The sequence below is a fragment of the Afifella aestuarii genome (assembly GCF_004023665.1).
Lineage (GTDB): Bacteria > Pseudomonadota > Alphaproteobacteria > Rhizobiales > Afifellaceae > Afifella > Afifella aestuarii.
In genome coordinates this window covers 535,764-557,196 of record NZ_SAUF01000001.1, presented here as the reverse complement: position 1 = coordinate 557,196, position 21,433 = coordinate 535,764, and the positions used below count along the sequence as shown (strand labels likewise).

General features: G+C 65.6%; 15 protein-coding genes. 5 read left to right on the top strand and 10 right to left on the bottom strand.

The features are described from left to right. Positions 1-25 precede the first annotated feature (25 nt). Complete coding sequence (locus tag EO094_RS02555) at positions 26-5,506, top strand: alpha-2-macroglobulin family protein (protein ID WP_205649802.1); 5,481 nt, start codon at positions 26-28, stop codon at positions 5,504-5,506. 113 nt (positions 5,507-5,619) lie between these two features. After that, positions 5,620-7,611, top strand: coding sequence for a penicillin-binding protein 1C (gene pbpC, locus EO094_RS02550; protein ID WP_246008339.1), 1,992 nt, complete (start codon positions 5,620-5,622; stop codon positions 7,609-7,611). A 28-nt stretch (positions 7,612-7,639) separates the two neighbouring features. On the opposite strand, the gene EO094_RS02545 is transcribed toward pbpC, so the two are convergent. The 6 genes from EO094_RS02545 to EO094_RS02520 form a co-directional block, all read right to left on the bottom strand. Then, positions 7,640-7,966 carry a helix-turn-helix domain-containing protein gene (locus tag EO094_RS02545; RefSeq protein WP_128290763.1) on the bottom strand — a complete coding sequence of 109 codons (327 nt, stop codon included), beginning with the start codon at positions 7,964-7,966 and terminating at the stop codon, positions 7,640-7,642. Then, positions 7,953-8,333 carry a type II toxin-antitoxin system RelE/ParE family toxin gene (locus EO094_RS02540; RefSeq protein ID WP_128290762.1) on the bottom strand — a complete coding sequence of 127 codons (381 nt, stop codon included), beginning with the start codon at positions 8,331-8,333 and terminating at the stop codon, positions 7,953-7,955. Before EO094_RS02540 ends, EO094_RS02545 begins: the two co-directional genes overlap by 14 nt. Positions 8,334-8,490: 157 nt before the next feature. Continuing rightward, positions 8,491-9,936 carry a homospermidine synthase gene (locus EO094_RS02535; protein ID WP_128291775.1) on the bottom strand — a complete coding sequence of 482 codons (1,446 nt, stop codon included), beginning with the start codon at positions 9,934-9,936 and terminating at the stop codon, positions 8,491-8,493. A gap of 132 nt (positions 9,937-10,068) precedes the next feature. Further along, the gene (locus tag EO094_RS02530; RefSeq protein ID WP_128290761.1) at positions 10,069-10,593 is read right to left on the bottom strand and encodes a flavin reductase family protein; all 525 of its coding nucleotides are present in this window, start codon (positions 10,591-10,593) and stop codon (positions 10,069-10,071) included. Positions 10,594-10,852: 259 nt separating this feature from the next. Further along, positions 10,853-11,758: a sensor histidine kinase gene (locus EO094_RS02525; RefSeq protein ID WP_128290760.1), complete on the bottom strand. Its 906-nt coding sequence runs from the start codon at positions 11,756-11,758 to the stop codon at positions 10,853-10,855. A gap of 578 nt (positions 11,759-12,336) precedes the next feature. After that, a complete protein-coding gene (locus EO094_RS02520; RefSeq protein WP_092813723.1) occupies positions 12,337-13,119 on the bottom strand; it encodes a response regulator in 783 nt (260 codons plus the stop codon). A gap of 346 nt (positions 13,120-13,465) precedes the next feature. Here EO094_RS02520 and EO094_RS02515 point away from each other — a divergent pair, with 346 nt between their 5' ends. Continuing rightward, on the top strand, positions 13,466-13,957 hold the full coding sequence (locus tag EO094_RS02515; protein WP_128290759.1) for a GFA family protein: 492 nt from the start codon (positions 13,466-13,468) through the stop codon (positions 13,955-13,957). 82 nt (positions 13,958-14,039) lie between these two features. Here EO094_RS02515 and hutU read toward each other — a convergent pair whose 3' ends face one another. The 4 genes from hutU to hutI are packed head-to-tail and all read right to left on the bottom strand — an operon-like array spanning position 14,040 to position 19,289. Then, positions 14,040-15,710: a urocanate hydratase gene (gene hutU, locus EO094_RS02510; protein ID WP_128290758.1), complete on the bottom strand. Its 1,671-nt coding sequence runs from the start codon at positions 15,708-15,710 to the stop codon at positions 14,040-14,042. 4 nt (positions 15,711-15,714) lie between these two features. Continuing rightward, positions 15,715-16,518, bottom strand: coding sequence for an N-formylglutamate deformylase (gene hutG, locus EO094_RS02505; protein WP_128290757.1), 804 nt, complete (start codon positions 16,516-16,518; stop codon positions 15,715-15,717). A 3-nt stretch (positions 16,519-16,521) separates the two neighbouring features. Further along, positions 16,522-18,063 carry a histidine ammonia-lyase gene (hutH, locus tag EO094_RS02500; protein ID WP_128290756.1) on the bottom strand — a complete coding sequence of 514 codons (1,542 nt, stop codon included), beginning with the start codon at positions 18,061-18,063 and terminating at the stop codon, positions 16,522-16,524. Beyond that, complete coding sequence (hutI, locus tag EO094_RS02495; protein WP_128290755.1) at positions 18,060-19,289, bottom strand: imidazolonepropionase; 1,230 nt, start codon at positions 19,287-19,289, stop codon at positions 18,060-18,062. Before hutI ends, hutH begins: the two co-directional genes overlap by 4 nt. A gap of 59 nt (positions 19,290-19,348) precedes the next feature. Here hutI and EO094_RS02490 point away from each other — a divergent pair, with 59 nt between their 5' ends. Continuing rightward, positions 19,349-20,701 (top strand): formimidoylglutamate deiminase, encoded by a 1,353-nt coding sequence (locus EO094_RS02490; RefSeq protein WP_128290754.1) that lies wholly within the window; start codon positions 19,349-19,351, stop codon positions 20,699-20,701. Further along, positions 20,698-21,429: a histidine utilization transcriptional repressor HutC gene (gene hutC / locus EO094_RS02485; protein WP_128290753.1), complete on the top strand. Its 732-nt coding sequence runs from the start codon at positions 20,698-20,700 to the stop codon at positions 21,427-21,429. The genes EO094_RS02490 and hutC overlap by 4 nt, the downstream gene beginning before the upstream one ends. The last annotated feature ends 4 nt before the right edge of the window (positions 21,430-21,433 follow it).

Genomic DNA, 21,433 nt, shown 5'->3' with positions numbered 1-21,433 from the left:
CAGAAAAAGTGTTGGGGAGCGTGCGGTGTTTGCGCTGTTTCGCGGATTTCCGGCGGCCCTTGCCGCCCTTGCCGTCGTCTTTCTCACTCTCCAGCCAGAGCCTGTGAGCGCCCAGGCACAGGAGCGCCGGCTTCTGACCACGGAAGGCGCCGATTATTTCGGCGGCGATTACGACGTCATCAAGGATGTTGAGCTCGAAGGCTGCAAACGCGCCTGCGTCGTCGATGGCCGCTGTGCCGCCTTCACCTACAACACCAACGCCAAATGGTGCTTCCTGAAGGAGGAGGTCGGCGATCTCCGCGCCGTCAAGGCCGCCATCTCCGGCCGCATCGTCACCTCCGATCTGCCGACCTTGTCGCTTGCCGAAGAGCGCACGGCCGAGCTCTCCTTCCTGCCCTCGCGCTTCATCGACGAGGCGCGCCGCCTCTCCGGCGATCTGGCGCGGGCCGACAATGCCCCCTCGCTCGACGCCGCACTCGCCGTGGCCGACGAGGCCGCCGCCAACGGCAATTATCTCTTCGCGGCAACGCAACTCAAAAGCGCACTCAAGATGGCACCGGATCGCGTCGATCTGTGGCTGCGGCTTTCCGCCGTCAGCGCCGAGGCGACCTCCGACGACTGGAAGACGCGCCAACGCCTCCCCGAAGAGCGCACAGCCGCCGCCGTCAACGCCTACCTCCACGCCCGCGGCTCGCGTGACCGCGCCGCAGCCCTTGTGCTTCTTGCCCGCTCGCTCGGCGAGCGTGACGAGTGGAAGCCGGCGATCAAGGCCTACCGCGCAAGCCTCGCGCTTGAAGAACTGCCCGATGTGCGAAGCGCCTATGAAAGCGCCGTGGCCGAACACGGCTTTCGCATCATCGACCATCAGGTCGATTCCGACGCCGCCGACCCGCGCATCTGCCTCAACTTTTCCGACCAGCTGCCCGCGACGCGCTCCGATCTGAGCGATTTCGTCTCGATCGAGAACGCCGACAATCTAGCCGTCGAGGCGGAAGGCCAGCAGATCTGCATCAGCGGCGTCGAACATGGCCGCCGTTACCGCATCACCGCCCGCGCCGGCCTGCCGTCCGCCGATGGCGAGGCGCTTCTGAAATCGGCGACCCTCGACATCTATGTGCGTGACCGCTCGCCCGCCGTGCGCTTCTCCGGCAACGCCTATGTCGTGCCGGCCGGCGGCAGCGCCTCTCTGCCCGTCACCACCGTCAACACCTCGACCGTCAAGGCCTCGCTCTACTGGATCGCCGATCGCGGCATCGCCGAGACGCTGCGCAACGGCAATTTCCTCGACCAGCTCTCGCAATGGCAGGCGGCCGAGATCGAAAGCGAGAGAGGCCGCAAGATCTGGGAAGGCAGTGTCGACGTCGAGACCCGTCTCAACCGCGAAGTCGTGAGCGCCATTCCGATCGGCGAACTCGTCGACGACCTTGAGCCCGGCATCTATGTCCTCGTCGCAAGCGCGGAAAACAACGCCCAGGATTGGGGCGCGAAGGCGACGCAGTGGTTCCTCGCAAGCGATCTCGGGCTTGCGACCTTCGCCGGCAATGACGGGCTCAATGTCAGCCTCCGCTCGCTCGCAAGTGCGGAGCCCGTCGAAGGCGTGCATCTCCGCCTCATCGCCACCAGCAACGAAATCCTCGGAGAAGCCGACACCGATGCGGACGGCAAGGCGAATTTCGCCCCCGGCCTCATTCGCGGCACCGGTGGCATGGCGCCGGCCCTTCTCGCCGCCGAGACGAAAGACGGCGACTACAATTTCCTCGATCTCACAAAACCCTCCTTCGACCTCACCGACCGCGGCGTCGAAGGACGTGCGGCGCCCGGTCCCGTCGACGTCTTCCTGACGACGGAGCGTGGCATCTACCGCGTCGGCGAGACCGTCTATCTGACGGCGCTCGCCCGCGATTCCCGCTCAAAAGCACTGACCGATCTGCCGCTGACGGCAAAGATCACCCGCCCGGACGGCAAGGAAGACCGCCAGGAGCTTCTCGAGGATGAAGGCCTCGGCGGCGCGCTCGCCGAGATCGCGCTCTCCGACAATGCCATGCGCGGCCAGTGGCGCGTCTCGGTCCACACCGACCCGAAAAAGCCGGCGATCGCCGAGACGACCTTCCTGGTCGAGGATTTCCAGCCGGAACGTCTCGACTTCACGCTGGAAACGGAGGCGACGCAGTTCGAGCCGGCGAACCCGCCCGAGATCACCGCCGATGCCCGCTTCCTCTATGGCGCACCGGCCGCGGATCTAGACGTGGAGGCGGAAACCATCGTCTCCACCGCCGGCGAGCTTGACGGCTGGGCGGGCTACCGCTTCGGCCTTGCCGACGAAACTTTCGACACGCAGACCGCACCGCAGTCGGGCCTTGCAACCGACGAGAACGGCCATCTCGCCTTTCGGCCGCAGCTGCCCGAGACAGGCGTCTCCTCGCATCCCCTTAAGACGACGGTGAATGTCCGCGTCATCGATACGAGCGGCCGCCCGGTCGAGCGCAGCCTCACTTTGCCCCTGGCAGGCGACAGGCCCAGGCTCGGCATCAAGCCGGCCTTCGAGGACGAGGTCGACGAGAATTCGACCGCGAATTTCAGCGTCATCGCCTTGTCTGAGGACGGATCGCGGATCGCCGCCGACGGCCTCAGCTGGACCCTCTCCAAGATCGACACGAATTACCAATGGTACCGGTCCGGCGGGCGCTGGAACTACGAGACGATCGAGACGCGCCAGCGCGTGGCGAGCGGCAATGTCTCGATCTCCGCCGAGGACCCGGCCAAGATTGCGGCCGATGTCGAATGGGGCAAGTACGAGCTTGAAATCGCCAAGGCGGACGGCTCGCTCCTTCCCGCCAGCATGACCTTCGAGGCCGGCTGGTATTCCGCCCCGAAGACGCTCGAAACGCCGGAATTCCTGAAGCTCTCACTCGACAAGGAACGCTACCGCATCGGCGACACCGCGACGGTGCATCTGGAGCCGCGCTTTGCCGGCATCGCCCAGGTGATGGTGATCGACGACCGCATCGTGACGACGAAATCCGTCGAGGTGTCAGAAGGCTCCACGGAAATCGAACTTCCCGTGACGGAAGACTGGGGTGCGGGCGCCTATGTGACGGCCGCGCTCTACCGCCCGATGGATCTCGAAGCGAAGCGCATGCCGGCGCGTGCCCTCGGCCTGTCCTGGGCGGGCGTCGAAAATCCCGCGCAGCGGCTTGCCGTCACCATCGACGCGCCCGAAAGCGCCAAACCGCGCCAGGCTTTCGAGGCGAGCGTGGAGATCGCCGACCTTGCCGAGGGCGAAGAAGCCTATGTGACGCTCGCCGCCGTCGATCTCGGCATCCTCAACCTGACCGGCTTCGAAACGCCCGATCCGGAAAGCTATTATCTCGGCCAGCGCCGTCTCGGCGTTGAAATCCGCGACATCTATTCGTCCCTGATCGACCGTTTCCAGGGCGCACCGGGCCGTGTCCGCACCGGTGGCGATGCGGCACTCGCCCGCTTCGAGGGCCCCGCGCCGACCGAGAACCTCGTCGCCTGGCATTCCGGCATCGTGAAAGCCGGGCCGGACGGCAAGGTAACGGTCTCCGTGCCGATCGGCGATTTCAACGGCACCGTGCGCCTGATGGCCCTCGCCTGGGGTGAAAAGGGCGTCGGCCATGCCGAAAACGACGTCCTCATCCGCGACCCCGTGGTGGTTTCGACCGCCCTGCCGCAATTCATGGCGCCGGGCGACCAGTCCCGCCTCGCGCTCGATCTCACCCATGTGGAAGGCCCCGCCGGGCCCGTTTCGGTCGAGGTCGCAAGCAGCGACGACGAGATCGTGAGCGTCGCAGGCTCCCCCGTCGAGACGGACCTCGCCGAGAGCGCCCGCAGCCAGCTCCTCCTGCCGGTGACGGCCGGCAAGGAAGGCGATGCGACCCTTTCGGTCCGCCTCACCACACCGTCGGGCGAGGTTCTGGAAAAGGATCTGGCGCTCACCGTTCGCGATGCGACGCCGGAAGTCGTCCGCACCTCCTTCGTCACGCTCGCGCCGAGCGGATCGGTCGATCTCTCGTCCGATCTTCTCGACGGCCTCGTCCCGGGTTCGGGCAAGGTGCGCGTCTCCGCCTCCGGAGCCGGTCGCATCGACGTGCCGCAGATCCTGCGAAAACTCGACCGCTATCCCTATGGCTGCGCCGAACAGCTGACGAGCCGCGCTCTGCCGCTCGTTTATCTCAACGACGTCGCGGTTGCCGCCGGCCTCGGCAGCGATGCGGAAACCGACAAGCGCATCGATAAGGCGATCGAATCGGTCCTCGCCTATCAAAGCGCCAGCGGCGGCTTCGGCCTCTGGGGTCCGGGCTCCGACGATCTCTGGCTCGATGCCTATGTGAGCGATTTCCTGACCCGCGCTCGCCGCGCCGGCCACGAGGTTCCCGAGACGGCCTTCACGATCGCGCTCGACAATCTGAAGAACCGCATCGCCTATGCCTCCGACTTCTCAGATGGCGGCGAAGACATCGCCTATGCGCTTTATGTGCTCGCGCAAAACGGCCGCGCCGCGATCGGCGACCTCCGCTATTACGCCGAGACGAAGCTCGGTGATTTCGCCACCCCGCTCGCCAAGGCGCAGATCGGCGCGGGCCTTGCCCTTTATGGCGATCGCAGCCTGTCGCAGACGGTCTTCCGGCGCGCGGTGTCCGAGCTTGAGTACGCCGCATCGGATCAGCGGCGCAGCGATTACGGCTCCAAGCTCCGCGACGGCGCGGCAATCCTGACCCTCGCCTCCGAGACGAGCGCCGATTCCGTCGATCTGCCGCTTCTCGCCAATTTCGTCGCCGACCGGCGCGCCGAGGAAAAGCGCACCAGTACGCAGGAAGACGCCTGGTCGCTGATGGCCGCCCATGCGCTGATGCAAAGCGCCGCCCGGCCGGAACTCGAGGTCGCAGGCAAACGCTATGACGGGCCGATGTCGACGATGATCGAGGAAGACGCCCTGCAAGGCGAGGGACCGAAAATCGCCAATCTCGCCGACTCGCCCGTCGATGTGGCGATCAGTGCGACCGGCAAGCCGGCCTCGCCCGAACCCGCCTCCGGCAATGGCTATCTGATCGCGCGCGAAACCTTCACGCTCGAAGGGGATCCTCTCGATCCGAGCCATGTGGCGCAGGGCGACCGCCTCGTCGTCGTTCTGACCGTCACCGCCGAAAAGACGGGCTCCGGCCATCTCATCCTCGACGATCCGCTGCCGGCGGGTTTTGAGATCGACAATCCGAACATCCTGCGTTCCGGCGATGTCGGCACCCTCGACTGGCTCGATCTGTCGACAGAGCCGGCGCATGTCGAATTCCGCTCCGATCGCTTCGTGGCGGCCCTCGATCGCCAGCCCGACGATCAAACCCGCTTCAGCCTCGCCTACATGGTTCGCGCCGTCTCGCCAGGCGATTTCGTGCAGCCGGCCGCCACCATCGAAGACATGTACGAGCCGGAGCTTCGTGCCCGCACCGAGGCCAGCCGCGTGCATGTGGAGGGGCCGCTGCGCTGAGCGAGAACGGCCCCCATACGCGCGGCCGTCGCCGGGGACGACGCCGCCTCGGCATCGGCCTCGCGCTTGCCTGCGCCCTCGCGCTCGCAGCGCCCGCGGGCCTGCGGCTCGCAGTGCATCTCACGCCTCTGCCCGACCTTTACCCGCCGACCTCGCAGCTCGTCGTCGACCGCAACGGCACGCTGCTCCGCCCCTTCCCGGTGGCGGACGGCATCTGGCGTCTCGACGCAGTGAAAGGTGATGTCGACCCTCTCTTCACCCGTCTCCTTCTCGCCTATGAGGACAAGCGCTTCTTCGCCCATCACGGCGTCGATATGGCCGCGATGGGCCGCGCCTTCTGGCAGATGCTGCGCCACGGGCGCATTGTCTCCGGCGGCTCGACGCTCACCATGCAGGTGGCACGGCTTCTCGGCGGCGACGACACGCGCAACCTCGCCGGCAAGGCGCACCAGATCCTCCTGGCGCGCGCCCTTGAGACGCGCCTGTCGAAAGACGAGATCCTCGACCTCTATCTCCTGCTCGCCCCCTATGGCGGCAATATCGAAGGCGTGCGCGCCGCCTCGCTCGCCTATTTCGGCAAGGAGCCGCGCCGTCTGACCGCGGCCGAGGCCGCGCTTCTCGTCGCCATCCCGCAATCGCCGGAAGCCCGCCGGCCGGACCGTTTTCCGAAGCGGGCAAAAGAGGCGCGCGACCGTGTGCTCGCCCGCGCGGCCAAGGCCGGCGCACTCCGCCCCGAAATCGCCCGCCAGGCGCGCACCGAAGCCTCGCCGGACACGCGCCATCCCTTCCCGATGCTCGCGGCCCATCTCGCGAACCGCCTCGCCCATCGCGCCGACGCGCCTCCCGTCGTCGCGCTTTCGATCGATGCGGATGCGCAGGCGCGCCTTGAGGCTCTGGCGCACAAGGCGGCAAAGACACTCGGGCGCAAGACGAGCGTCGCCATCCTCGTCGCCGACCACCGCACCGGCGAGATTCTGGCCTCTGTCGGCTCCTCCGATCCGCTCGATTTCGCCCGCGCCGGCTTCATCGACATGACGGAGCGCGAGCGCTCGCCGGGCTCCACCTTGAAGCCCTTGATCTATGGCCTCTCCTTCGAGCTCGGTCTCGCCCATCCCGAAAGCCTGATCGACGACCGTCCGAGCGCCTTTTCAGGCTACACGCCGTCGAGCTTCGACGGCGAATACCGGGGCACCGTCACCGTGCGCCGCGCCCTGCAATTGTCTCTGAATGTGCCGGCGATCACGCTTCTGGAAGAGGTCGGCCCGGCGCGGCTTCTCGCCCGCATGCGCCGCGCCGGCGTGCGCCCCGCTTTGTCCGACGTCTCGCCGCCGGGCCTTGCGATCGGCCTTGGCGGGCTCGGCGTCACGCTCCGCGATCTCGTCACTTTGTCGGCGGCGATCGCCCGCGGCGGGCGCGCCATTTCGTTGACGGAGGAAAAGGGCCAGACGGGAGCCGCGACGGGCAAACCGCTCGGCCGGGTCCTCTCCGAGGCAGCGGCCTGGCAGGTCTCAGACATCCTCGCCGGCGCGCCGACGCCGCTCGGCGCCAAGGCCGACAACATCGCCTTCAAGACCGGCACCTCGTATGGCTACCGCGACGCCTGGGCGGTCGGCTTCGACGGAAACCACGTGATCGGCGTCTGGGCCGGCCGCGCCGATGCGACCCCCGTTCCGGGCCTCGTCGGAATCGAGGCTGCGGCCCCGATCATGCTGGAAGCCTTCGCCCGCCTCGGGCCCACCAGACGCCTGCGCGCCGCCCCGCCGAACCTTCTCGATGTGGCGACGGCCGATCTCCCGCCGCCGCTCCGCCATGTCGCCCGCACCGCTCGTCCGGGCACGCCAGGGCCCGAAATCGCCTTTCCGCCCGACGGTGCCCGCATCGATCTCGGCCTCGCCGACCAACATGGTAAGGGCCATGGCGAAGCGCTCGCCGTGAAACTCCGCGACGGCGCGCCGCCCTTCACCTGGTTCGTCAATGGTCGCCCGGTCGGCAGCACCGCCTTTCGTCGCGAGCTCTTCTTTGAGCCGGACGGTCCGGGTTTTGCCGATGTCACGGTGCTCGACCGAACCGGCAAAGGCGCCTCCGTCCGCGTCTTCCTGCAATAGGAAAGCCGCCGCGCAGCTCTCCGCCAGGCTAAGCGATCGCTCGCAGACCGCGGTTTCGAACGAGGCTCAGGAGCTTGAGAGATGGACCTGCAGGTTTCTTTTCGCCACGCTCCCATTGACTGACGAGACCCGCCGTCACGTTGAGATAGCGCGCGAAGACCGCCTGGCTCACCCGTTCACGCTCGCGCAGCGCTTTGATCTCGTCGGGAGAAAGCGCCTTCACAGGTGTCAGACAAAGCATGTCGAAACCACGCAGGGTCTCTTTGTCCATGAGGCCCGCCTCATGAAGGTCCGACGCCGTCTCGTGCACGGCAGCGAAAGCATCGCTTCGATACGTGTCGTCAGCCGATTTCATCACAAAGAACCTCGATCAGGGCACCGGACGCGACGGCCTTTGCCAGGGCTGCTGCGTCATATTTCAGAAACTCGGAAGCAAGCCGCTTGAAAGCAACGACTTCGTCTCTCCGCAGGTTGGCACGACGGCTCTTGGCAAAAGCGTAAACGAATATCGCCCGATCACCGCAACGAAATAAGAGGATCGTTCGAAAGCCTCCAGACTTGCCTCCCTGCGGACGAGCCAGCCTTTGCTTGATCACCCCGCCCCCCAGATCAGCGTCGATTAAACCCCTCTCCAGATAGGCAACCGTTGCGCAAAGGACTTCGTCTTCGATCGCTTCATTCCGAGCAAATCGAGCGAACCACTTGTTCTTGAAAACCTTCATGCCGGCACACCCGGCCATCCCCCAACCAGGAAACGATATATAACCCTGAGTGTTACAGAACAAGTCTCCTGCGCCTCGCCGAAACGCGGCCCCCGACCAAACAAAAAGGCGGCCGCCGGAGCGACCGCCTTGTTTCTTGCCGAAGAGTGCGTGCCGCTTATCCGTGCACGAGCACGTTGCGGAACTGCCAGGGATCGCTGTCGTCGATGTCTTCCGGGAAGAGCCCGGGCCGGTCCGTCAACGGCGTCCAGTCGGTGTAATGGCCTTCGACGGGCCCGAGATAGGGAAGCTGCACCTCGAGGCAGCGGCGGAAATCCATCTCGTCGGCCTCCACGATGCCGGCTTCAGGATGTTCCAGCGCCCACACCATGCCGGCGAGCACGGCCGAGGTCACCTGCAGGCCGGTCGCGTTCTGATAGGGAGCGATATCGCGCGTCTCCTCGATGGAAAGCCGCGAGCCGTACCAATAGGCGTTCTTCTTGTGGCCGTAGAGCAGCACGCCGAGCTCGTCGATACCGTCCTCGATCTCATCCTCGTCGAGGATATGGTGCTTCGGCTGCGCCTGACCGGCCTGGCCGAACATTTCATGCAGCGACAGAACGGCGTCGTTCGCCGGGTGATAGGCGTAATGCACCGTCGGCCGGTATTCCGGTTCGAGCCCCTCGCCGATCGTAAAATAATCGGAGATCGACACCGATTCATTGTGGGTGACGAGGAAGCCGTACTGCGCGCCCGGCGTCGGGCACCAGGTGCGGACACGGGTATTGGCGCCCGGCTGCAGCATGAAACGGGCCGATTGGCAGCCCGTCTGCTGCGCCCGCATATTCTCGGGCGTCCATTTTTCATGCGTGCCCCAGCCGAGCTCGGCCGGCTGCATGCCTTCCGAAATGAAGCCTTCCACCGACCAGGTGTTCCAGAAGACGTTCATCGGCTTCGGATGCTTGGCACGCTGCGTGTCGCGCTCGGCGATATGGATGCCTTTGACGCCGACATCGCGCATCAGCTTCGCCCAGCCGGCGCGATCGTCCTGCGACGGCTCTTCATAAGTGAGTTGCAGCGCCTCGGCGAGATCGACGAGCGCCTGCTTCACGAACCAAGACACCATGCCCGGATTGGCGCCGCAGCAGGAGACGGCCGTCGTGCCGCCCGGCGAACGTGCCTTCTCGTCGCGCACGGTCTGGCGCAGCGCATGGTTGGTGCGTTGCGCCTGGTCCATGCCGCGGTCGAAATAGAAACCCAGCCAGGGCTCCACCACGGTGTCGATATAAAGCACGCCGATCTCGCGGCAGAGCTTCATGATGTCGAGCGAAGACGTATCGACCGAAAGGTTGACGCAAAAGCCTTGGCCCTCGCCCTTGGTCAGGAGCGGCGTCAGAAGCTCGCGATAATTGTCCGCCGTCACTTCCTTCTGGATGAAAGCGATGCCGCGCTCGTCGAGGAGCTTGCGGTCCGTGTCGACCGGGTCGATGACGACGAAGCGGTCCTTGTCGAACTCGAAATGCCGCTCGATCAGAGGCAGCGTCCCGCGTCCGATCGAGCCGAAGCCGATCATCACGATGGGGCCGGTAATCTTGCCGTGGACGGGCCAGTCGCTCATCAACATCTCCTTCGGGCTCATGCCGGCTTCCGATTGGAGGAAAGCGGCAGAAAGGGCAAGGCGGCACGGGAAAGTTGCGCAGGGAAATTACCGGACAGACCTTTCCCCATGCCAACCCACTGCTTCAGCCGCCTTGTGTCACCAGAAATTCGCCACCTTGTGCGTCGCGCTCTCCGGCTCGGTCGCAAGGTGGTGATAGGCTGAAGCGTAATAAAGAAGCGGCGTCCCGGTCTTCGCCTGCATGCCGCGGACCTCGCCGAGGAAGAGCGAATGGTCGCCGCATTCATGCACCGCATGCGGCGTGAGCGCGATATGGGCGAGAGCGCCCTCGAGCGCGGGGGCGCCGTGAAAATCGAAAAACTCCGCCTTCGCGCCCTCCACCTTGCGTCCCGCAAAAAGGTTGCTCAGATCCTCCTGCTCGCGGGCGAGAAAGCTGATCGAATAGATCTCGGCCTCTGACAGCACCGGATGCATATGGGCGCGTTTGGCAACGGAAACGACCGTGAGCGGCGGGTTGAGAGAACCCGACAGAAACGCGTTCGCCGTCATGGCCCGCACACCGCTCTCCGTCTCGGCGGCAACCACGGTCACGCCGCTGGCAAAGCGCGACATGACATTGCGGAAAAGCTTCGGGTCGATGGCGGTCGCCGCCGTCTGGTCCATGAAATCGTCCTGAATGCCTGGGGTTTTCTTATCGACCCTGCATATAGGGTCGCTCGCGATCTCACAAATGCCGGGCGTGGAAGCGACCATGCCGTGATGTCACGCCTTCCGCTCGGGCGCTTGCGATAGGCGCGTTCCACCGGGCGGCAAGGGACGCGAGAAGATCCTCGGTCCGGTCGGAAGACGATGCAGCCGGTGCTCACGGCCGAGCCGGCCTGTCAGGCCGACGGGTCCGTGCCAACTGCCCATGACCGAGCGATCAGGGAATAAGTTGCGATTTGGCGAGCGTCAGCTCGTAGCACAGCCCGTCGCCATCGAAGACGAGGTCTGCCTCGCCGCCGACGGTCGTCGGCACGACATTGCACAGCATGACGACGCCGAAGCTTCGCGATTTGGGCTCCTTCACCGGCGGACCTTTGCGCTCGCACCAGGTGAAGCGGTAGCGGCCGGCATCTTCCGGCACCCGCTCGAAGCTGACCTCGACACGCCCTTCGTCGGTGCCGAGCGCCCCGTATTTGATGGCATTGGTGGTGAGCTCGTGCAGAGCGAGCCCGAGATATTGCGCGGCGTTCGGCCGCAGAAAGCCGTTGATGCCGGTGATCTCGACCTGGCTCAGCCGCGGCTCGGCATAAAGCGAAATCTGCGAGCGAACGAGATCGAAGATGCGCGCCCCGCGCCAGTCGGCCTCCGTCAGCACGTCATGCGCGCGCGACAGGGAAAAGATGCGCCCGTTGAAGCGGCTGACGAATTGCTCCGTGGAAGAGGCGTTTTCCGCCGTCTGCCGCGCGATGCCCTGAATGACGGCAAGCAGATTTTTGGAGCGGTGCGCGAGCTCGCGCATGACGATGCGAAGATGCTCTTCCTGGATCTTGCGCTCGGTGATGTCGATTGCCGCGCCGATGATCGCGGTCTGCGAGCCGTCCTCGTCTTCTTCGGGCACCAGCATCACGTCGTACCAGCGCGGATCGTCACCGTAAGGCAGACACAGCTCCACCTGCTGCATCTCGCCCTCCTGGATCGCCGCCTCCTTGGCCGCTCCGAGCTGCTCGGCCGCCGCGAGCGGCAGCACCTCCTCATCGGTGCGTCCGAGCACGGTGGAGGGGCTCAAGCCCGCAGGCGAATTGAAGACCCAGTTGAAATGGCCTTCGGCGTCTTGAGAAAACAATGAGATCTGCGAGCCGCGCAGGAGCTTGGCACAGCGCTCCCATAGCGCCGCTTTGGCGACGTGCGTCGCCCCGAGAGGGCGTCCTTCCTTGTCGCGAGGCGGTGAAGCTGTCACGGCCAAAAACACCGAAAATACATGAGACAGGTCATACCGGAGGTCGGTCCTCGGCACAACGATAGGCGGCGCATCAAGTTCCCGTCCATGGCGGCGATAATTCGCCACAAGAAAAAAGCCCTCGGCCTTACACCGCAGGCACCCATCTCGCTGTGTCCGACGGGACCTCGAAAAAGCCGGGCGGTACGAAGGAGAGAAAGCCGAACCATAAAAAAACGGCCTCCCGGAGGAGGCCTGTTCTTGCTGCTTGGAAAGTTGACGGAAACAGCGGACGCTGGGGCAAAGGGGGGAAGAGGAGGCGCGCCCGCCGTTTCCGTAACTCTTACTTATGGACCCACAACGGCGGGTTCGAAGGAAGGTTCCGAAAAAAAACGACGGGCTGCGATTTTTTTCGCGAAGGCCGCCTGCAGCGCGCGCGCCCTCGCGCCGGACGGGGTTCTGAGCCCCCTCCGGCCGCCTCGCACCTAGCTCGCGCGGCGCTCGAAGAACAAAGCCTGGCTGATCACCGCCTTGACCGTGTCCGGCTGGAACGGCTTGGTGATGAGGAAGGCCGGTTCCGGCCGCTCGCCGGTCAAAAGCCGCTCCGGATAGGCGGTGATGAAGACGACGGGCACGGAAAACGACTGCAGCATTTCATTGACGGCATCGAGGCCGGAGCTGCCGTCGGCGAGCTGAATATCGGCGAGAACCAGTCCCGGGCGATGCTCTTCCACCGCCTTGATCGCTTCGGAATGCGTGCGGGCGACACCGGTCACGCTGTGGCCGAGCGTCTTCACCAGGGTTTCGATGTCCATGGCGATCAGCGGCTCGTCCTCGATGATGAGGACGTCGGTCGCCACCTGCTCGGCGATTTCGCGACCGGCCTGGTCGACGAGGCGGGAGACCTCTTCTTCCGACTTGCCGAGAATTTCGGCCGTCTCGCCGGCGGAAAAATCTTCCACCGACATCAACAGAAAGGCCTGGCGCGGCAGCGGCGTGATCGCCTCGAGCCGCCGCACGGACGGGTCGCCAACCGGATCGACCGTGTCTTCCTTCAGGTTGATATCGACCGAATTCCAGTAGCGGCAGAAGGCTTTGAAAAGCTCGACGCGCGGGTCGTTATCGGAATTGAAGGAATCGGGATCCTCGACGAGCGCCTCCAGCACGGAAACCACATAGGCATCTCCGCTCTTCTGCCCGCCCGTCAATGCGCGGGCGAAGCGACGCAGATAAGGAAGGTGGGGCGCGGTGTTGGCGACTAGCGACATGTCATCATCCTGAATGGAACAACGAGGTTGCGGACAATCAAAGCGTCACCGGCAAAGGCTGCATGAGGTCCGTCCTCTGGGGTGCTGCAACGCGTCGTTATGAAATGATTGTGGCAAGAGTTGCAAGGAGGCAAGGCGCCAAACGCCGCGAAATCATTGACTTTGCCGGCTTCCGAACCGGAGCCCCCAACGCGACGCATCAAGCCGCAGCGGTCGGGCCTGCAGGCACGAGGCGTGGCGGGGGCGCAGGGCGCTCAAAGGCGGCGGCGCCATGCCCTCCCCTCGCGACGGCGCCGCGCCGTCCTAGATGCCGGAGTGAAACAAGGCCCTTTACGAGGAGACCGCCATGCCAATGACCCTGAAAGGCTCGTGCCGCTGCGGCGCGGTGCACTTTTCCGTCGAAAGCCACACGCCTCAGCCCTATCAGCTCTGCTATTGCTCCATCTGCCGCAAGACGGCGGGCGGCGGCGGTTACGCCATCAATCTCGGCGGCATTGCCGCGACGCTCAAAGTGGAAGGCCGCGAGGCGATTGAGATCTTCCGCGCCGAAATCGATCGCGGCGGCCATTGCGAGATCTCGACCGGGGAACGCAATTTCTGCCGCCATTGCGCCACCGCCCTCTGGCTGTTCGACCCGACCTGGCCGGAACTCATCCATCCCTTCGCCTCGGCAATCGACAGCGAACTGCCGATCCCGCCGGAACGCGTGCATCTGATGCTCGGCTCGAAGGCGAACTGGGTCGTGCCCGATATCGGCCCGAACGATCAGACCTTCGACGTGTACCCGGAGGAATCGCTCGAAGGCTGGCACAAGAGCCGCGACCTCTGGGTGGAGTGACGATCGGCTGGAGTCCACGAAACCGCACGCAAAGAAAAGGCGGGCCGCAGCCCGCCTTTTCGATCTCTCGTGAGTTGAGACCTCAGCTGCCCAAAATCCCCGGCAGCTTCAGGCCCTTCTCGCGGGCGCAGGCGAGCGCCTCTTCATAGCCCGCATCGGCATGACGCATGACGCCGGTCGCCGGGTCGTTCCACAAAACCCGTGAAATCCGCCGCGCCGCGGCCTCGCTGCCGTCGCAGACGATCACCTGGCCGGAATGCTGCGACCAGCCCATGCCGACGCCGCCGCCATGATGGATCGACACCCAGGTCGCGCCGGAAGCGCAATTGAGAAGCGCATTGAGGAGCGGCCAGTCGGAGACCGCGTCCGAGCCGTCCCGCATCGATTCCGTCTCGCGGTTCGGCGAAGCGACGGAGCCGGAATCGAGATGATCGCGGCCGATGACGACCGGCGCTTCCAGTTCACCCTTCGCCACCATCTCGTTGAAGGCGAGACCGAGTCGGTCGCGGTCTCCGAGCCCGACCCAGCAGATGCGCGACGGCAGACCCTGGAAGTGGATGCGCTCCCTCGCCATGTCGAGCCAGTTGTGCAGGTGCTTGTCGTCCGGCAGGAGCTCCTTCACCTTCGCGTCGGTCTTGAAGATGTCTTCCGGGTTGCCGGAAAGTGCGGCCCAGCGGAACGGCCCGATGCCGCGGCAGAAGAGCGGGCGGATATAGGCCGGCACGAAGCCCGGAAAGTCGAAGGCGCGTTCGAGCCCCACTTCCTTGGCACGCTGGCGGATGTTGTTGCCGTAATCGACGACCGGCACGCCCTGGTCCCACCAGCCGAGCATGGCTTCCACCTGTGCCCGCATGGAGTCCTTCGCCGCCTTTTCGACGGCTTCAGGGTCGCTCTCGCGCCGCTCTTCCCATTCGCCGAGCGTCCACCCGGCCGGCAGATAGCCATTGAGCGGATCATGTGCCGAGGTCTGATCGGTGACGGCATCCGGGCGGACGCCGCGGCGCAGAAGCTCAGGGAACACCTCAGAGGCATTGCCGAGAAGCCCGACGGAGATCGCCTTCTTCTCCTTGGAGGCGCGCTCGATCATCGCGAGCGCCTCGTCGAGATCCTGCGTCATCTCGTCGACATAGCCGGTGCGCTTGCGGAACTCGATGCGGCTCTGCTGGCATTCGACGGCGAGCATCGAGGCGCCGGCCATCGTGGCGGCGAGCGGCTGCGCGCCGCCCATGCCGCCGAGCCCGCCGGTCAGGATCCAGCGGCCGGAGAGATCGCCGCCGTAATGCTGGCGGCCCATCTCCGCAAACGTCTCGTAGGTGCCCTGAACGATGCCCTGCGTGCCGATATAGATCCACGAGCCGGCCGTCATCTGGCCGTACATCATCAGCCCGGCCCGATCGAGCTTATTGAAATGCTCCCAATTGGCGAAGGCCGGCACGAGATTGGAATTGGCGATCAGAACTCGCGGCGCGTCTTCATGCGTGCGGAAGACACCGACCGGCTTGCCCGATTGGACGAGCAGCGTCTCGTCGGCTTCGAGCTCCTTCAGCGTCGACACGATGCGGTCGAAGGACTCCCAGTCGCGCGCCGCGCGCCCGATGCCGCCATAGACGACGAGGCTTTCCGGCTTTTCGGCGACCTCCTGGTCGAGATTGTTCATCAGCATGCGCATCGGCGCTTCGGTCAGCCAGGATTTGGCCGTGAGCTCGGTTCCCCGCGGGCTCGAAATCTTGCGGGCGTTGTCGAGACGGTTCATGTGCTCAGCTCTGTTCCTTGGTTTTGGCCGCCACGAGGAGGGCAGTCAGGGCTTTGGTCAGGACCGACCGCATGGCCTCGGCCTTCTCCTCGTTCCAGGCGACGGGGTCTTCGTCCATGTAGCCGCGGCAGGCGAGCTCCATCTGCAGCGCGTGCACGCGCTCGTCCGGCCGGCCGTAATGGCGGGTGATCCAGCCGCCCTTGAAGCGGCCGTTGACGATGCTCGGAAAATCCGAAGCGGCGCAGACATCGGCGACGGCCGCCTGCATCTCGGGCGCGCAGCTCGCCCCTTCATTGGTGCCGAGATTGAAGACCGGCAATTCGCCCTCGAAAAGCCGCGGGATGACGGAGCGGATGGAATGGCAGTCGTAGAGGACGGCGAAGCCGTGCCGGCTCTTCACGCGGGCGATCTCAGCTTCGAGAGCTGCATGATAGGGCGCGAACCAGCTCTCGCGCCGCACGTCGATCTCCGCCGGATCCGGCTCTTCGCCGGGGCGATAAAGCGGCTCGCCATCAAAGGTTTCGGTCGGCACCAGCCCCGTCGTCGCCTGCCCGGGATAGAGCGAGACGCCCGACGGGTCGCGGTTGACGTCGATGACGCTGCGCGACATCACGGTGTGCACGATGCTCGCATCGAGCTGCTTGGCGATCGGGCCATAGAGCCGGTCGATCCACCAATCGGTGTCGAGGATGGCCCGCTCGCGGCTGACGAGCCGCGTCTCGAGCTCGGGCGGGATCGCCGTTCCCGTATGCGGGAAAGACAGGATGAGCGGTGAGCCGCCGCGTCCGACGGTGATGAAATCGCGCAAGGATCAAGCCTCCAGATCGGGAAATGCCACGTCCCGGCATGCATCGAGCGCCGCGCCCGCTTCCACGAGGCCCGCCGCCGCACCGAGATCGGGCGCAAGATAGCGATCATCGTCGAGCGCCGGCACCGCATCACGCAGCCGCGCCAGCGCCGTCTGCAAAGCGCGCGAGGTCTGAAGCGGCGCACGCAGTTCCACGCCCTGCGCCGCCACCAGCCATTCGATGCCGATGATGCGCGAAAGATTGTGGTTCATGGGTCCGAGCCGCCGCGCCCCATGCGCGGCCATGGAGACATGGTCTTCCTGGTCGGCACTCGTCGGCGTGGAATCCGTCGAACAGGGATTGGCGCGCTGCTTGTTCTCGCTCATCAGCGCCGCCGCCGTCACTTCGGCGATCATGAAGCCCGAATTCAAACCGGGCTTCGGCGTCAGGAAGGCGGGAAGGCCGAAGGAGAGCGTCGGATTGACCAGCATGGCGATGCGCCGCTGCGCGATCGAACCGAGTTCGGCGATCGCTAGGGCGATCTGATCGGCCGCGAATGCCACCGGCTCGGCGTGGAAATTGCCGCCGGAAACGATGTCGCCGCTCTCGGTCAAAACGAGCGGATTGTCGGTCGCGGCATTCGCCTCGATCCTGAGCGTATTGCCGGCCTGGCGCAAAAGGTCGAGACAGGCGCCGGCGACCTGCGGCTGACATCTGAGGCAGTACGGGTCCTGCACGCGTTCGTCGCCTTCGCGGTGCGATTCGCGAATTTCGGAATCGGCCATCAGCGCCCGCAGCGTCGCAGCCGCCGCGATCTGCCCCGGCTGGCCGCGCAGCGTGTGCATTTCTTCGCGGAAGGGCGCGGCAGACCCCATCGCCGCATCGGTGGAAAGCGCGCCCGTCACCAGCGAGGTGAGACCCGCGCGCCAGGCGCCGAAGAGACCCGCAAGCGCCATCGCGGTCGAACATTGCGTGCCGTTGATGAGCGCGAGGCCTTCCTTCGGACCGAGCACGACGGGCTGAAGCCCCGCCGCGCGCATGGCCGCGCCGCCTTCCATGCGCGCACCGTCATAGACCGCCTCGCCCTCGCCGATCATCACCGCCGTCATATGGGCGAGCGGCGCCAGATCGCCGGAGGCGCCGACCGAGCCCTGCCGCGGCACCACGGGAACGACGTTCTTCGCCATCATGTCTTCGAGACAGGCGATGATCTCCCAGCGCACGCCGGAGGCGCCGCGTCCGAGCGACAAGAGCTTCAGCGCCATCATCAGCCGCACGATCGGCGCCGGCAGCGCCTCGCCCACGCCGCAGCAATGCGACAGGATGAGATTGCGCTGCAGCTGCGCCGTGTCCGCCGGGGCAATCCGCGTCGAGGCGAGCTTCCCAAAGCCCGTATTGATGCCATAGACGGCAGCCTCGCCGGCGGCCGCCTTTTGCACCTGCTCCTGCGAGGCTTCCACAGCCGGGCGGCAGGCCCGGTCGAGCTCGGCATCGAGACCGTCGCGGTAAAGGCGTTCAAGCTCGGCGAGGGTGACGGCACCCGGCGTCAAAGTAAGCTTTGTCATCGTCCCTGCCTCACACGCTGCCACAACGGATTGAAGCCGATGCGGTAGGCGAGCTCGGCCGGATGCTCGATGTCAAAAATCGCAAGATCGCAGTCCTTTCCTTCGGCCAGCGTGCCGATCCGCGCCGCCAGCCCGAGGGCCTTCGCGGCTTCGCGGGTGACGCCGGCGATCGCCTCTTCCGGGGTGAGACGGAAGAGCGTGCAGGCCATGTTCATGGTGAGCGTGAGGGAGGTCATCGGCGAGGTGCCGGGATTGCAATCGGTCGCGATCGCGATCGGCACGCCCGCCGCGCGCAAGGCGGCAACCGGCGGAGACTGCTTTTCGCGCAGGAAGTAATAGGCGCCGGGCAGGAGCACGGCGACCGTGCCCGCCTTGGCCATCGCGGCAATGCCGTCATCGCCCAGATATTCCAGATGGTCGGCCGAGAGCGCGCCATAGCTTGCGGCCAGTGCGGCCCCGCCGAGATCGGAAAGCTGTTCGGCATGGAGGCGCAGAGGCAGACCGAAACCTTTGGCGGCGTCGAAGACTTTGGCGATCTGCTCCGGCGAGAAGGCGATCCCCTCGCAAAAGCCGTCGACCGCATCGGCGAGCTTTTCCGCCGCCACCTGCGGCAGCTGCTGCTCGCAGACCTCGGCAATATAGGCATCCTTGTCGCCCTCCGCCTCCGGCGGCAACGCATGCGCGCCGAGGAAGGTGCGGACCACATCGACGTCCCGGAGCTCCGCGAGCCGGCCTGCGGCCCGCAACATCTTCACTTCGTCGTCCGGATTGAGCCCGTAGCCGGATTTCACCTCGATCGTGGTCACGCCCTCGGCAAGGAGCGTGTCGAGGCGCGGCAGCGCCGATTGGACGAGATCGTCTTCCGAGGCGGCGCGCGTCGCGGAGACTGTCGAGACGATGCCGCCGCCGGCCTTGGCGATCGCCTCATAGCTCTCGCCCTTCAGCCGCATTTCCCATTCCGCGGCGCGGTTGCCGCCATGAACGAGATGCGTGTGGCAGTCGATGAGGCCCGGAAGAATGAACCGGCCTTCGCAGTCGATCGTTTCTTGGGCGGCGACGGCAGGCATGTCGCCCTCGCGGCCGACGAAGACGATCTTGCCGTCTTTCGTGGCGAGCGCGCCACCTTCGATGATGCCGAGCGCGCCATCACCCGATCCGGCGCCGGATCCGGGTTCCAGCGTGGCGATGCGCGCATTGCGCCAGAGACGATCGACAGGTTCAGCCAAGCTCTTCCCTCGCTCTCATCATTTGTCTATACAAATAAGGATTAGCGAGGACAATGCCGATGATCAAGCTCCGTTTCGACAAGGCTCTGTTGCCGACCGGCTGGGCCGACAATGTCGCGATCGACGTCGCCGAGGATGGCGCCATCGCAAAAATCGAGACGGGTCAAAGCGACGGCAGCCCCGCCTCCGGCATCGCCCTCCCCGGCCTGCCGAACCTGCACAGCCATTGCTTCCAGCGCGGCATGGCGGGGCTTGCCGAACGGCGCGGCGAGACAGCCGATTCCTTCTGGAGCTGGCGCGAGGTGATGTATTCCTTCCTGGAGCGCCTGACGCCGGACGACGTGGAGGCGATCGCGGCGGAGGCCTGCGTGGAAATGCTCGAAGGCGGCTTCACAGCGCTCGGCGAATTCCATTATCTCCACCATGCGCCGGGCGGGTCCGCCTATGACGACATCGCCGAAATGGCCGGCCGCATCGTCGAGGCGACGCGCGCGACCGGCATCGGCCTGACGCTTCTCCCCGTCTTTTATGGCGAGAACGGTTTTGCCGGCGAGCCGCTCAGCCCGGCGCAGCTTCGCTTCGGCAACGACCCGGAACGCTTCGCCCGGCTTCTCGAAGCCTCCCGCACCCATCTTGCGACGCTCCCGGATGCCCAACTCGGCATCGCGCCACATTCGCTACGCGCCATCAGGCCAGAGATGTTCGACGACGTTCTGGCACTTTGTCCCTCCGGCCCGTTCCACATCCATGCTGCCGAACAGACGAAAGAGGTCGAGGAATGCGTGGCGGCCCTTGGCGCCCGTCCGGTCGAATGGCTCCTCGACAATGTGGCGCTCGACCGCCGCTGGTGCCTCGTCCACGCCACGCATATGCTGCCGAAAGAAACCGAAGGGCTGGCACGATCTGGCGCGGTGGCGGGCCTTTGCCCGATCACCGAAGCGAGCCTCGGCGACGGCATTTTCGACGGCACCCGTTTTCTGGCCGCCTCAGGCGCTTTCGGCGTCGGCAGCGACAGCAACGTCCTGATCAGTGCGGCCGAGGAACTGCGCATGCTGGAATATTCGCAGCGCCTCAAGGAGCGCGCGAGAAACGTCCTCGGCGACCCCGCCCTCTCCACCGGCCGCCGTCTCTATGAGGGTGCCGCCGCAGGCGGGGCGCAGGTGCTCGCCCGCCCGATCGGTCGTCTGGAAGTCGGATGCCGCGCCGATATCGTGGTCCTCGACCAAGACCATCCGACCCTCGTCGGACGCGACGAGGATCGCCTTCTCGACAGCTACATCTTTGCGGGCGGTCCCGCCGCGATCGCCGACGTCTATGTCGGCGGCGAGAAGAAGGTGGAATCCGGCCGCCACGTCGCCCGCACGGAAATCCGGGAGCGTTTTGCCGAGACGATGCGCCGGCTCGTCTCATGACGGCGGAGTTGAAGCTCGACGGCGAAGGCCCGCTCCACGACCAGATCCGCCGGGCGATCGCCGATCCGATTCTCTCCGGCTCCTGGGAAGCGGGAAAGCGCATTCCCCCGGAAGTCAGCCTGATGGAGACGTTCGGCGCGTCGCGCATGACGGTGAACCGCGCGCTCAGGGCCCTTGCCGATCAGGGCCTGATCGCCCGCCGCCGCCGCGTCGGCAGCTTTGTCGCCCCGCGCGCCGGCGAACACGCCGTCACCTCGATCGGCGACATCCGCCACGAAATCGAGGCCCGGGGCGAGGATTATGGTTACGAATTGATGCAGCGCCAGGAAGCGCGCGTGTCCGCGGCGATGAGCCTTGCCACCGGCGTGGCAGCCGAAACGCCGATCCTGCATCTCCATTGCCGGCATTTCGCAAGTTCAAAGCCCGCCGCGCTCGAAGACCGCTGGATCAATCTCACCATCGTACCGGAAGCCCGCGGCATCCCGTTCGAGGATATTCCGCCGGGCCCCTGGCTTCTGGAAAACGTCTCCTACACCGAAGGCGAGCACCGCATCGCCGCCATCCGCGCAGGCAGCACGGCCGGCGGTCTGCTTCAGATCGCCGATGACGAGCCCTGCCTCAGTGTCGAACGCCGCACCTGGCGCGGCAAGACCATGATCACCTTCGCCAACTTCGTCTATCCGGGCTCCAGCCACATCCTCTCCGGCCGTTTCCGCCAGGGAGCCTAGAGAC